The organism is Cellvibrio sp. GW822-FHT04B05 (assembly GCF_058800985.1).
Genome location: NZ_JBXAMU010000004.1, coordinates 425,269 through 437,785 on the forward strand (window position 1 = coordinate 425,269; position 12,517 = coordinate 437,785).

Annotated in this window: 13 protein-coding genes; 3 read left to right on the forward strand and 10 right to left on the reverse strand. The window is 53.2% G+C overall.

The genetic code is table 11. The annotated features are described in order from the left end of the window. The first annotated feature begins 22 nt into the window (after window positions 1-22). Window positions 23-256, forward strand: a complete 234-nt coding sequence (locus AC1RJL_RS14965) for a hypothetical protein (protein WP_492915405.1) — start codon at window positions 23-25, stop codon at window positions 254-256. 83 nt (window positions 257-339) lie between these two features. After that, window positions 340-1,194 carry a UDP-2,3-diacylglucosamine diphosphatase gene (locus AC1RJL_RS14970; RefSeq protein ID WP_492915407.1) on the forward strand — a complete coding sequence of 285 codons (855 nt, stop codon included), beginning with the start codon at window positions 340-342 and terminating at the stop codon, window positions 1,192-1,194. Window positions 1,195-1,207: 13 nt separating this feature from the next. Here AC1RJL_RS14970 and AC1RJL_RS14975 read toward each other — a convergent pair whose 3' ends face one another. The 6 genes from AC1RJL_RS14975 to AC1RJL_RS15000 form a co-directional block, all read right to left on the reverse strand. Next, a complete protein-coding gene (locus AC1RJL_RS14975; protein WP_492915409.1) occupies window positions 1,208-1,954 on the reverse strand; it encodes a ZIP family metal transporter in 747 nt (248 codons plus the stop codon). Further along, window positions 1,954-2,373, reverse strand: coding sequence for an acyl-CoA thioesterase (locus tag AC1RJL_RS14980; RefSeq protein ID WP_492915411.1), 420 nt, complete (start codon window positions 2,371-2,373; stop codon window positions 1,954-1,956). Before AC1RJL_RS14980 ends, AC1RJL_RS14975 begins: the two co-directional genes overlap by 1 nt. Before the next feature lie 12 nt (window positions 2,374-2,385). Further along, complete coding sequence (locus tag AC1RJL_RS14985) at window positions 2,386-3,219, reverse strand: hydratase (protein WP_492915413.1); 834 nt, start codon at window positions 3,217-3,219, stop codon at window positions 2,386-2,388. A 92-nt stretch (window positions 3,220-3,311) separates the two neighbouring features. After that, window positions 3,312-4,715, reverse strand: coding sequence for an HDOD domain-containing protein (locus tag AC1RJL_RS14990; protein WP_492915415.1), 1,404 nt, complete (start codon window positions 4,713-4,715; stop codon window positions 3,312-3,314). Between the two features lie 273 nt (window positions 4,716-4,988). Then, window positions 4,989-7,118: an ATP-dependent DNA helicase RecG gene (recG, locus tag AC1RJL_RS14995; RefSeq protein ID WP_492915417.1), complete on the reverse strand. Its 2,130-nt coding sequence runs from the start codon at window positions 7,116-7,118 to the stop codon at window positions 4,989-4,991. A gap of 15 nt (window positions 7,119-7,133) precedes the next feature. Continuing rightward, a complete protein-coding gene (locus AC1RJL_RS15000) occupies window positions 7,134-8,039 on the reverse strand; it encodes a hydrogen peroxide-inducible genes activator (RefSeq protein WP_492915419.1) in 906 nt (301 codons plus the stop codon). 66 nt (window positions 8,040-8,105) lie between these two features. On the opposite strand from AC1RJL_RS15000, the gene AC1RJL_RS15005 reads away from it, so the two are divergent. Beyond that, entirely contained in the window at window positions 8,106-8,990 is an 885-nt protein-coding gene (locus AC1RJL_RS15005) for an SDR family oxidoreductase (RefSeq protein ID WP_492915421.1), read from the forward strand. 88 nt (window positions 8,991-9,078) lie between these two features. On the opposite strand, the gene AC1RJL_RS15010 is transcribed toward AC1RJL_RS15005, so the two are convergent. The 4 genes from AC1RJL_RS15010 to rpoH form a co-directional block, all read right to left on the reverse strand. Continuing rightward, window positions 9,079-10,116 carry an OmpA family protein gene (locus tag AC1RJL_RS15010; RefSeq protein ID WP_492915423.1) on the reverse strand — a complete coding sequence of 346 codons (1,038 nt, stop codon included), beginning with the start codon at window positions 10,114-10,116 and terminating at the stop codon, window positions 9,079-9,081. 188 nt (window positions 10,117-10,304) lie between these two features. Continuing rightward, the gene (trmB, locus tag AC1RJL_RS15015) at window positions 10,305-11,051 is read right to left on the reverse strand and encodes a tRNA (guanosine(46)-N7)-methyltransferase TrmB (RefSeq protein ID WP_492915425.1); all 747 of its coding nucleotides are present in this window, start codon (window positions 11,049-11,051) and stop codon (window positions 10,305-10,307) included. 18 nt (window positions 11,052-11,069) lie between these two features. After that, the gene (locus tag AC1RJL_RS15020) at window positions 11,070-11,465 is read right to left on the reverse strand and encodes a DUF423 domain-containing protein (RefSeq protein ID WP_492915427.1); all 396 of its coding nucleotides are present in this window, start codon (window positions 11,463-11,465) and stop codon (window positions 11,070-11,072) included. 88 nt (window positions 11,466-11,553) lie between these two features. Next, a complete protein-coding gene (rpoH, locus tag AC1RJL_RS15025; RefSeq protein WP_492915429.1) occupies window positions 11,554-12,414 on the reverse strand; it encodes an RNA polymerase sigma factor RpoH in 861 nt (286 codons plus the stop codon). Window positions 12,415-12,517 lie beyond the last annotated feature (103 nt).

Sequence of the window (12,517 nt, forward strand, 5' to 3'; positions counted from 1 at the left end):
AATCAGCAAGGAAAACGCCTACATGACTATTTTAAATATCGGTAACGAAGCATTTAACAGCACGGAAGTTGCCGAAAAAGTACAAAACGATATCAATTTTTTGCTGGCGCGGATCGAACATTTGCAACAGCAACCCAGTCCCAACCCGATTGTGTTACAAACTTACCGGGAGATGCTGGAAAGTCGCCAAGCAGTGTTGGACTGGTTGACACAAGACCAAACCATCGTCCACCAAGTTGCCCACAAAGCCGGTTAACTGTCACCCAAAGTTCATCAAAATGTTGCGTTTTCGTCACATGTTCCCCGCAAGATAGGGTGAAACAGCTACGGAAACGCACCATGAATACTTCCGCCAATGCCCTCGCTGCGCACCTGCTCGTCTCCGATACCCATTATGCCCTTCCGCCCACCCCTGCCAGTTATTTGATCAATGCCCGTACGGTCTGGATTTCCGATATCCACCTCGGATTTCGCGATTGCAAAGCAGACTACCTACTCGAATTCCTCAACAATATTCATTGCGATACGCTTTATCTGGTGGGTGACATTATCGATCTTTGGTCGCTTAAGCGTCGCTTCTGCTGGCCGCAAAAGCACTATCAGGTGATGTTGAAATTCTATGAGCTGGCGGCCAAAGGCGTGCGTGTTGTCTACGTGCCCGGCAACCACGACGACCCTATCCGCCATTTCAGCGGCCAGTTATTTGGCCCGATTGAGATTGTGCAGGAGCACGAATATGTCACCGCCGATGGCAAACGCCTGTTGATCATGCACGGCGATGCGATGGATGCTTACATCAACCACAGCTGGTTGAAGCGCGTTATTGGCGACCATGGCTACGAGCTGCTGCTGTTTATCAACCGCTGGTCTGACCGCATCCGTAAATTGGCGGGGCGCCCTTATTTCTCGCTGGCCGGATTAATCAAAAGCAATATCAAAGGTGCAAAAGCGGCAATTGAGACCTACGAAAAGGAAGCGCTGGCTGAAGCTAAACGGCGCGGTTACGACGGTGTGGTCTGCGGCCATATCCATTACCCGGCGTTGCGCGAAGAGGCCGGTTTGCGCTATGCCAATTGCGGCGACTGGATCGAAAACTGCACTGCATTAGTGGAGGATCACCAAGGCCGGATGCGCCTGTTGCATCACAGCGACAAGATTCATTGGCAGGATTTGGACGTTGCGCAAAGCGCTTGATGGGCGATGAAAGTCAGGCCTCCAATGCCTGCATGGTGACAGCGACGATAAAACCGGCAGCGGCAATCAATCCGGACAGTTCGTGGGTTTCGGCAAAGGCCTCGGGAATCATCGTCTCCACTACCATGGCAAAAATACCGCCGGCAGCGATACAGGTAATCAAGGCTTTGATGTGCTCCGGTGCACTGCCGAAAAAGGCCGCACCGATAATCGCAAACACCCCTGATAACACCGCCATTCCACCCCACAACCGCACCATAAACCAACCCGAACGACCGGCGCGACGCATGCCGGCGGTGCTGGATAAGGCTTCGGGAATATTCGAAATAAAAATGGCGGCGATTGTGGCCAGACTGAGCTTGCCACCACTGGCGACCAGTAAACCTATTGCCATGGATTCGGGGATGCCATCAAGCAAGGTGCCAGCGGCTATTGCCACGCCAGTATTATTTGCCGCTGGTTGTTGATGGCCTGAGCGTTTGCGGTGTTTGACTTCCGGGGTATTCAGCCAGTAATTAATCAGCGAGAAGGTAATCGCCCCCGCGATAAATCCGCCTGCCACCCAACCTACGCCCGATTGCGCCAGGGAATCTGCTACCAGGTCAAAACTCAGCGCGGCCAGCAATACACCGCTGCCGAAGGCCATCACATAGGCGACGGCTTTAGGTGGAAAGCGGATAAACCAGCCAAGCACCGACCCTACCAGCAGGGCGCTGGCGGCGACAAAACCCCAAAATCCGGCCTCCAGCCAAATAGGCATCAACCAGCTTCCAAAAACCAGTTACGCACCAGATCCGGCAGCGGCACTGATTTGCCATCGGTGCTGCTGACCCAGACTACTTTCGAATAGCCTTCGGCAGCGGGTATATCCGGCTGGTTTGAAGTGTAGACCTTGTATTTAACCATGAAGCTGGAACGCCCCTGCTCGCTCAGATAGACATCGATGCGCAGGGTTTCGGGATGGAAAATCGGCCGCAAAAAGGTGCAGCCAATAGTGACGACGACCGGGTGGGTATCGCTTTTCAGCGGCACGCCTTTTTCCAACATCCACATAAACCGCGCTTCCTCGAAATAGCGGAAGTAGAGCGTGTTATTGACGTGGCCGTAGGCATCCATATCGCCCCAACGAACGGGAATTTCGCAGGAAAAAAACGGGGTGGTTTGTTCATCTTGGGTCATAACGGCGACTCCTTAAAGCGCGTGTTTGGCAGTGAAACTAACCTGCATGCTACCCAGACCAGCATAGTCGATCTGGATATCAGTGTTGAGCGGCACCTCGATCACACCTGCGTAGGAGCCGGTGATCACCGCCTGCCCGGCAACTATGCCTTCGCCGCGGCTGCGCAAAAATTCCGCCAGCCAATACAGCGGCGCGCGCGGATGGGTATTCGGGTGCTGCCCCTGACGTTCGATCACCTCGCCATTCGCGCAGGTCAGGGTGATGGTAAAACTGCTGGCGCCGCGCGCGTTTTCCGAATCGACTTGCGGGCCGATGAACAAACCCTGGTTAACCAGACCATCGGCGAGCATTTCGGGAAATTCACAGCTGGCGGGATCGACATAGCGGCTGTTGATCAACTCCAGCGCCATGTGGGTGCGGGCGATGGCAGCGTCGACATCGGCAGGTGTATAGGGCGCAGCGCGCGGCGGTAAATCCCGGCCAAAGAAAAACGCCAATTCCGGTTCGATACGCGCGCGGTCGCCCTCGGCAGTCGTTTTTGCCCAGAGGCTCACCGGCGGTACCGAATCTATGGTGCGGGTGTAGATGGGACCGACGACCAGCTTGTCTTGCGGCGGCAGGAGGCACTTCCAGCCACCGATACTATCGTCCATCTGCTCGCACCATTGCGCAGTGACGGCGACTTGTATCGCCAGCGCCTGCTCCAGGTTTTGCGGACGACAGGCTTCCGGTAAACGTTCGGCCTGGCTGCCATCGACACGGCGCGCAACCAGGAGTGCAGCTGCATCAGCGGCGGGGAAATCGGTGTTCGCGAGAAAATCAATGTTCGCAGGGAAATCTGTCATAGGCATTACTCGCTCGATCTTGTAGGAATAGCTGTTTGCACCATAAATAAAAAACCCCTTGGAAAAGGGGTTTGTTCAGCGCGCGATCCGGGTTAGTGGTGAGGCGATAACTCGTGGGCGATATGCTTGAGGTCGTCGCTCGACTCAATAATATTTGCCACCGTGGTGTAGGCCTTTTCCGGGTCCAGGTGCAGGTCTTCAAATACTTGCGGTGGAATCGCCAATTTCGGCCCGCGACCAATATTGTGCTGGTGCAACAAGCGCTGGGCGACAAAAATCAGCTTGGCGTAAACCGCGTATTCGCCCTGGTAATGCGGGTTGTTCTGGTGACGCAAACCAACCACTACCTCTTCCGGCATCGACCACAGTGACATCAAGGCTGCCCCCAGTTGCTCACGGGTCACACCAAGCAAATGGCGCTCCACGGCTTGGTGATCAACGTGGGGATTGGTATCCGCCAGCTCGCAATAATTGTGGAAATAAGGTGGGAATACTTCCGCCAGAATCAGGTAGCCAAAGTTGTGCAGCAGGCCGCACAGATAGGCCATACCAAAACTGGGGCGGTGGTCGCGCGGGATCGCGGTCACCAGACCTTCAATTGTCGCCGCCATATACACCGCTTGTTGCCAGTATGGCAGCGCACCGTGCGGGCCTTCTTTAGGGATAGTCATGGCCTTGCCGAGCGATAGACCCAAGGCAAGATTGAGCACCATGTCAAAACCCAGCACGCGGACGATGGCATCGTGAATGGATTTGATTTTGCCCGGCGCCGAATAGTAAGGCGATGCTGCCCAACTCACCACTTGTGCCGCAAGGCTGGGGTCGGTCTCGACAATTTGGGCGAGATCGCTGATATCGGCATTGGGGTTAACACGCAGCTTGATAATGCGCTGGGCGGTGTCCGATAACGGGGGTAATTCGAGGGTTTCTTCCAAACGCTGCTTCACGCGCAGTTGGGTGAAATTTCGTACTGCACCGAGAATCTGGTCGTTGTCGCTGCTGCTGGTGTCGTCAATTTCAAGTGGCTCGAGTGGTACAGCAATGTCGCAAATAGTCGCATCATCAATAATTTGCTGGAACTCTTCACGGCTAAACCGCAGCAGCTGCTTGTCATCGCCAGAATCGGCCAGCAACTCATTGCGCTCAACGAGACTGCGATCGATCAGGGTCAGCAACCCTGCCAACTTGGGCAGCGCGGGAATGCTCTGGAGATTGTGGGAAAGACAAAATTTGTGGATATCTTCTGGCTTGGCCGCATGCAGCTCCCGGCTCAATTGGCGGTTAACGGCCTTGAGATCAAGTAATCGGTCAGCCGCAAAAATTACTTGCACCCGCCCTTTATCATCCTGAAGGATTACTGATTTGGCTGCGCTCATAGTGCGTAGATGCTGGTCATGCCAGAGTGCTCTTTCGTTTTCGGTCACGGGCACCTCAGCCACCTGATAATGCGCATTTTGCTTGTTGAGCAATGATTGAACACTGGTAGGGACTGGCACGGCCGACTCCTCTTATTAATTCCAAGTGGTTGATATACATAGGGATAAATGACTCTTGGCCGTTTAGTTCGTCGAGTGTAATGCAGCGAGGGCAATTCTCATATAGCCGAACGGTAACATTTCTTAGAGATCAGCATTCCCGGCAGACGGTTTATCCAAGCATAGTTCAAATTTAAAACTGTACCGTGCAATCTGCGCGAATAATGCGGCAGTTAACATAGCGATGAGAATTTATCTGCCAAAGACAATCCAAAGTAACCGTTGCGCCTGCGATTACACTTGTAAATAACGCTGATTTTCACCCAGCCAGCGCAGCACCAACTGCCCACATAACTGTGGATAATCGCTCATCAATAACAGCGCTGCCGCCTTCACTTCGGGCAGCAAATGGCTGTCGCGCTGCAAATCGGCAATCTTGAATTGCATCTCCCCGGTTTGGCGCGTACCCAAGACTTCACCGGGTCCACGCAGCAATAAATCCTGTTCAGCGATATAAAATCCATCGCTGCTTTCACGCATTACCCGCAGCCGCTCGCGGCTGTTTTGCGAAAGTGGCGATCCATATAAAAGCACGCAGTGGCTCGCCGCCGAACCCCGCCCTACCCGGCCGCGCAGTTGATGCAACTGGGCAAGGCCGAGGCGCTCGGGGTTTTCGATAATCATCAGGCTGGCGTTGGGTACATCGACACCGACTTCAATTACGGTAGTGGCGACCAGTAAATCCAGCTGATTGGCTTTAAACGCCGCCATCACCGCTTCTTTCTCCGCTGGTTTCAAGCGCCCATGGATCAGGCCAATACGCAAATGCGGTAAAGACTCGGTGAGGTTCGCAGCTGTGGCCTCCGCCGCCTGCGCTTCCAGTGCTTCAGACTCTTCAATCAAAGTACAGACCCAATAGGCCTGGCGGCCTTGTTCACAGGCCATGCGTACACGCTCGATCACTTCTTCGCGGCGATTATCGCTAATCACCACGGTGGAAATCGGTGTGCGGCCAGGTGGTAATTCATCGATAACCGAGCAATCGAGATCAGCATAAGCACTCATTGCCAGCGTACGCGGAATGGGCGTGGCGGTCATGATCAATTGGTGCGGGCGCAGCAAACCGGAGCGATGCTTCTCGTCGTTACTGCTACCTTTTTCCGACAGGGTTAAGCGCTGATGGACCCCGAAGCGGTGCTGCTCATCGATCACGATCAACCCGAGATCGGCAAACACCACCGCCTCCTGAAACAGCGCATGGGTGCCGACCACCACCTGCGCTTCGCCGCTGGCGATGGCCGCCAGCTGGGTGCGCCGCTCGGCGACCTTCAGTTTGCCCGTCAACCAACCGAGTTTGATACCGAGCGGTTCGAGCCACTTGCCGAAATTAAGGCGATGCTGCTCGGCCAGAATTTCCGTGGGCGCCATAATCGCCGCCTGCTTACCGCTGGCGACGGACGCCAGCGCAGCGAGTGCAGCGACAACGGTTTTACCCGAGCCGACATCGCCCTGCACCAGGCGTAACATCGGGATCGGCTTGGCCAGATCGACGGCAATTTCCTCGACTACCCGAGTCTGTGCGCGGGTCAGGTTAAAGCCCAATTGTGCCAGAAAACGCGCCTGAACCAATTTATCCAGTTTGAGGCGGGTAGCCCCATCGGCTTGGGCTTCACGGCGCAACAATAACAAACTCAGGTGATGCGCCAACAATTCTTCAAACGCCAAACGCTGCTGGTAAGGGTGTTCGCCCTCTATCAGCTGCTGGATATTCGCGTTAGTCGGCGGTTGGTGCAGATAGCGCAAGGCGTCGGCCAGCGAGGACTGGTTCAGCTGGCGCCGCACCACATCAGGCAACAACTCCTTGAGCGCGTGTTTGTCGAGCCAGGTCAGAGCTTGCACCGCAAGCGAGCGCAAACGCGGCTGGGTCAGGCCTTCGGTCGCGGGATAAATAGGTGTCAGCGATTGCTCCAACGGCAATGGTGCGGCTGAATCCAACTCATCGTATTCGGGGTGGTACATCTCCAAACCCGAGGCGCCGCGCCGGGTTTCGCCAAAAATCCGCAGGCGTGTGCCATTCACCAATCGCTGCTTTTGCGCATTGTTGAAATGGTAGAAACGCAGAGTGATGGTGCCAGTTCCGTCATGGACTTTGCACACCAAACTGCGGCGCTTGCCAAAAACGACATCGCAGGCGCGCACTTCCGCTTCAATCACCGCATTGATATTAGGTTGCAAGGCACCGATGGGCGTAATACGGGTGCGATCCAGGTAGCGCAGCGGCAGGTGCAGGAGCAAATCCTGCACACTAAACAGGCCGATTTTCGCCAATTTTGCAGCCAAACTGGCACCAACGCCCTTGAGGGCGCTGGCGGGAATTTGGTCGAGGGTTTTATCGCTGCCGGGAGCAACGCGGGAGGAGGACATCGAACGGCACTAAACTCAGCGACATGCTTTAATGGCGGTGCGCAAGGCATCAATCGCCTTATGGCGAGGGAAGCTGGCGCGCCACGCAAGTGCAACGGTGCGGCTGGGTGATGGCTCGGTAAAAGGACGGGTAACCAGCACATCGGAGCTGTAGAGGGAACTTTCAGCCGCCGAGGCGGGCAAAATCGTCAATCCGAGTCCCGACGCAACCATATGGCGCAGGGTTTCCAATGAACTGCCCTCAGCTGCGGTGCGCACATTGCTGGAGTTTGCTTCGCCATGGTGTTGCAAGCTTGGGCAAGTGGTGAGCACCTGATCGCGGAAACAGTGGCCTTCACCCAGCAGTAACAGTTGCTGGTCATTCAGGTCAGTAGGGTCAAGTGCGTCTTTCGCGGCAAGCGGGTGATCTTTCGGCATTAACACTATAAAAGGTTCATCGTAGAGTGACTGGGTAACCACATCCGGCTCAATAAACGGCAGCGCCACGATAATCACATCCAACTCGCCATTGCGCAATTTTTTGCGCAAGTTGTGGGTATAGCCCTCTTCCACATAGAGCGGCATTTTGCTCGCTAATTGTTGTAGATGCGGGATAAACTTCGGCAGCAAATAGGGGCCAATGGTGAAGATCGCGCCAACTGAAAGCGGGCTGCTAAGCTGATCCTTACCGGCGTCGGCGAGATCTTTGATCGCGGCGGTCTGCTCCAGCACCAGATTTGCCTGGGCAACAATTTGCTCACCCAAGGGTGTAGGTTGTACGCGGGATTTGGTGCGCTCGAACAGCGCCACCCCCAACTCATCTTCCAGCTTTTTAACTGCAATACTCAGGGTCGGCTGGCTGACATAACAGCGGTCTGCAGCGCGCCCAAAATGTTGCTCCTGAGCCAGAGTGACGATGTAGCGCAATTCAGTAAGGGTCATGGTACAGCTCCATTGTTGAGGCTTGTTGGAATAGCCTAAAACTATCAGATTAGTGACATTTATCAAATGACAATTAACCCATCTTCACAAGAAAAACTGCGCGAAAAGCTATTAATCGTTGGTTGTGGCGATATTGGCCAACGCCTCGCGCAGCAACTTGACCCTGATCGCTACCAAGTCACCGGTTTGCGGCGAAACCCGCCGACCGATCACCCCTGGCTGACTTACCAGGCTTGTGATGCGACCCAAGCAGATCAACTCCACGTTATCATCCAGCAAGGTTTTGCGGTGATTGTCGTCAGCATGACACCTGCTGAACGCAGCGACGCAGGTTACGAACGCGCCTATGTCCAGACCTGCCGCAATTTGATCGCCAGCTTGAAGCGCCTTCCGCAATTGTCACAACAACCGCGGTTGATCATTTTTGTTTCCAGCACTGCCGTTTATGCACAGGATGATGGCAGTTGGGTCGATGAAAACTCCCCTACCCGGCCGGAAAGTTTCAGTGGCAAGCGTCTGCTGGAAGCTGAAAGTGTTATTCAGGCAAGTGGCTTTGCCCACAGCATTGTCCGCTTTAGTGGAATTTACGGACCGGGCCGCAACCGTTTGATCGAGCAGGTAAAGCAAGGACGCGCGTCCGCCAGCCTCCATATCACCAATCGCATCCACGCCGAGGATTGCGCCGGGATGCTCGCCCATTTAATCAACCTGCAATCCCGGCAGGAAATGGACGAACTTTATCTCGCAACCGACTCATACCCTGCCCCAATGATTGAAGTGGTTAGCTGGATTGCAGAGCAATTGGGAATCGAGCAGTTTTTGTCGCCCGAAGCGGTCAACGAGCGCGGCAATAAACGCATCAGTAACCGGCGCTTGCTGGCATCTGGCTACCAACTGAAATTTGCGGATTTTCGCAGCGGCTATGCACCTTTGGTAAACGAACAGCAATAAAAATAGCGTTGCGGGATGAAATGCAGGCAATAAAAAACCCGGCGCCAGGCCGGGTTTTCTAATCACTCTCTAATGCTTGGTTACAAGATTAGTTGCGAGTCTCCACTTTGGTCACAGCAGTAGATACTTGACCTACTACACGACGGTTTTGCTCGCGACCAGATGCAGTGTTGTTATCTGAAACTGGTTTAGCTTCACCATAACCAACTGCCTTAACGCGGTCAGCGCCAATGCCGTAGTGAGTAATCAGTGCTGCTTTTACCGAATCAGCACGGCTTTGTGACAGTTTTTGGTTATAGGCGTCAGAACCCTGACTGTCAGTGTGGCCTTCGACGGTCACAACGGTATCAGCATATTGGTTCATGAAGCTGGCCAGTTTAGCCACTTCGCCCTGGAACTCAGGCTTGATGATCGCTTTAGCGGTATCGAAAGTAATCTTCAATTGAATTGCCACAGTTTCGGTCAATTTCAATGAACAGCCAACTTCGTCAACTTTGTGGGTTTTTGGAGTGCCCGGGCACTTGTCTTTCGAATCAAAAACGCCGTCGCCATCACTATCAACTTCTACCGGTGGAGCAACCACAGGTGCTGGAGCAGGTGCTGCTTTCTCACCAAATACATAACCGATACCAGCAGTTACAGCAAGATCGGTGTATTCGTTGTCGAGGCTGTTAAATGCGCGTACGTCAGTGCGGAACTGCCAATTGCTGCCTAAATCGCGCTTAACACCGGCACCGAGGTTAAGCAGGGTATCACGCTCGGACCATGCATTTGCCGCATTAAATTCGCGCTCCTGATCGCCTATACCGAAGGCTACGTATGGACGCCATGCGCTTTCAGTATTGATGTGGTACAACAAATCCAAACGGTATTGGGTACCGTCAACATCGATGCCACCGGTTTGGGTTTCGGTATCGTATTTGCTGGCAACCAGATCCAACATCCAGTTTTCATCCAGGTAAAAACCAACACCAAGACCCCAGGTATTAGAGTCTTTCAGTGGATCTTCAAAAAAGGTACGGCCAGCATCAGCATGGATTTCTACTTTGTGGTTATCAGCGTGAGCGCCAGTGGAAAGTACAGCTGCAATAGCAGCAGACAGAGCAAGTACGTGTGTGTTTTTCATAGCCATTTGTTCTCCGTAGAAAATAGCGAGGTCCCAAAAACAACCTGATTCCCTCGATTGATTAAAACTCTAAAGCGTGTAAAAAAATCTCGACCGGTTGACGATCTTCAAGCTTATTGCTTACCAAAATCCATTTCATCATTATTTTCAGCTGGTTACCTTAACAAATTAAAGCAGTTTATGCCAATTTATGATGTTTTTTTAAACAACAGGTCCCAAACCCCGTGGCCGAGACGCTCGCCGCGCTTTTCGAATTTGGTAATGGGCCTATATTCCGGCCTTGGGGCATAGGCCGTTTCCGCGAACTCGTTTGTAAAGCCAGTCGCATCATTCATTACGTCCAACATATGCTCGGCGTATGCCTGCCAATCAGTTGCCATGTGGAATATGCCGCCGGCCGCCATCTTAGGGTGAACTTCCTGAACAAAGCCTGACTGTAAAATCCGGCGCTTGTTGTGCTTCTTCTTATGCCATGGATCAGGGAAGTAAAGCTGTAGGCGGTCGATAGCACCATCTGGAATGCAATCCTCCAGCACATCCATCGCATCGGCCATATAAACGCGCAAGTTGGTGAGATTCTCTTGCCCCGCCACGTTAATCAAACGACCAACACCGGGCGGATGCACTTCAATACCGATAAAATTTTTATCCGGCTCGTTATGCGCCATCTCCAGCAGCGAATCGCCCATACCGAAACCGATCTCCAAAACCAGCGGCGCCTTGCGACCAAACACTTGTTCAGGATCGATTCTGCCGTTAAAAAGGCTCAGGCCGAACACCGGCCACCAGGTATCAAAGGCATTTTTCTGGCCGACGGTAATACGCCCGGCGCGGATCACAAAACTGCGGATCGATTTGGGTTTAAATTCGGGTTTGATAAGAAACCCTTCCTCTCCGGCCTCAAGGTCGGGAGTTAACTCAGGTAATTCAGACATAAGGATACAGGTTACGAATTAGGAAAAATCAGTCGGCTGGCCTGGGGTTCGCCATGCTGCAACCAGCAACAATAACCAACCGATCAGGAAACAAAGCCCACCCACAGGCGTGATAGGTCCGAGCCAACGCGGAGCGCCCATGGACAAAGCGTAAAGGCTGCCACTAAATAACAGGGTGCCTAGTATAAAGGCTAAACCAGTTGCTTTTAAGCCCGGCGTTGCAGGTCTGTAACTGAGCCAGAGGCCAACAATAAAAAGTGCAAGCGCATGATACATTTGGTATTGGGCCCCGGTCTTCACCACCTCAATCATCTCCGGGGTGAGCAGTTTCCTTAAACCATGAGCGGCAAATGCCCCTATACCAACGGCAAAAAAGCCGCTAATTGCGGCAATCATCAGAAAAAAGCGCGCCAAAATAACATCCTTTGCTGAGTCATTTAATTTGATAGAAATAAAAAAGCCGCGCTAGGCGCGGCTTTTTCGGGTCTTGTCGACAATAGAATCAAGCTTCCAGCATCATGGTTTTGACTTTGTTCATGGCATTTTTTTCCAACTGACGGATACGCTCAGCTGATACACCATATTCTGCAGCCAGATCGTGCAATGTCGCTTTGTCGTCATTCAACCAGCGGCGCTGCAGGATGACACGGCTGCGGTCATCCAGTTTTTCCAATGCTTTTTCCAGACCATTAACGTTGGATTCTTCCCAGTTGGATTCTTCCAAACGCACAGCAGGGTCATAGCGGTTGTCTTCGAGGTAATGTGCCGGAGCAACATAACCATCGTCTTCGTCATCTTCGCCCGCATCAAAACCGGCATCGTAGGAGGCCAGACGACCTTCCATCTCGCGCACTTGTTTTACATCAACACCCAGATCCGCCGCAACAGCATGGGCTTCATCATTACTCAACCACGCCAAACGCTTCTTAGCGCTGCGCAGATTAAAGAACAATTTGCGCTGGGCCTTGGTGGTGGCAATTTTAACGATGCGCCAGTTTTTCAGGATAAATTCGTGGATCTCGGCTTTAATCCAGTGCACGGCGAATGACACCAAGCGCACGCCTTTGTCCGGATCGAAACGCTTGACCGCCTTCATCAGGCCGACATTACCTTCCTGCACCAGATCACCCAGCGGCAGGCCGTAACCATTATAGGAGCGGGCGATATGCACAACAAAACGCAGATGCGCCATAACCAGTTTACGTGCAGCATCGAGGTTGCCATTGCTGACCAGGTCGCGCGCCAACGCCTGCTCTTCTTCTACCGAGAGAATAGAAAAGCTGCTGACTGCCTGAACATAGGCATTCAGGTTTGCACCGGGGGCGAGGATGCCGATAGGTTGCAGACTTGTGCTTGTGCTCATGTTTACCTCCGATTTCAATATTGCCCGAGTGTATCACCCGATTATTGGTTGCGCCAGAGCTGGAAAAGTTCCTTTTTGACACCTGCATAGCCAGTATTGACGC

Excerpts from the sequence above, each read along its gene's own strand:
- AC1RJL_RS14965 (WP_492915405.1), top strand. The coding sequence starts at position 23 with ATGACTATTTTAAATATCGGTAACGAAGCATTTAACAGCACGGAAGTT.
- AC1RJL_RS14970 (WP_492915407.1), top strand. The coding sequence starts at position 340 with ATGAATACTTCCGCCAATGCCCTCGCTGCGCACCTGCTCGTCTCCGAT.
- AC1RJL_RS14975 (WP_492915409.1), bottom strand. The coding sequence starts at position 1,954 with ATGCCTATTTGGCTGGAGGCCGGATTTTGGGGTTTTGTCGCCGCCAGC.
- AC1RJL_RS14980 (WP_492915411.1), bottom strand. The coding sequence starts at position 2,373 with ATGACCCAAGATGAACAAACCACCCCGTTTTTTTCCTGCGAAATTCCC.
- AC1RJL_RS14985 (WP_492915413.1), bottom strand. The coding sequence starts at position 3,219 with ATGACAGATTTCCCTGCGAACATTGATTTTCTCGCGAACACCGATTTC.
- recG (WP_492915417.1), bottom strand. The coding sequence starts at position 7,118 with ATGTCCTCCTCCCGCGTTGCTCCCGGCAGCGATAAAACCCTCGACCAA.
- AC1RJL_RS15000 (WP_492915419.1), bottom strand. The coding sequence starts at position 8,039 with ATGACCCTTACTGAATTGCGCTACATCGTCACTCTGGCTCAGGAGCAA.
- AC1RJL_RS15005 (WP_492915421.1), top strand. The coding sequence starts at position 8,106 with ATGACAATTAACCCATCTTCACAAGAAAAACTGCGCGAAAAGCTATTA.
- AC1RJL_RS15010 (WP_492915423.1), bottom strand. The coding sequence starts at position 10,116 with ATGAAAAACACACACGTACTTGCTCTGTCTGCTGCTATTGCAGCTGTA.
- trmB (WP_492915425.1), bottom strand. The coding sequence starts at position 11,051 with ATGTCTGAATTACCTGAGTTAACTCCCGACCTTGAGGCCGGAGAGGAA.
- rpoH (WP_492915429.1), bottom strand. The coding sequence starts at position 12,414 with ATGAGCACAAGCACAAGTCTGCAACCTATCGGCATCCTCGCCCCCGGT.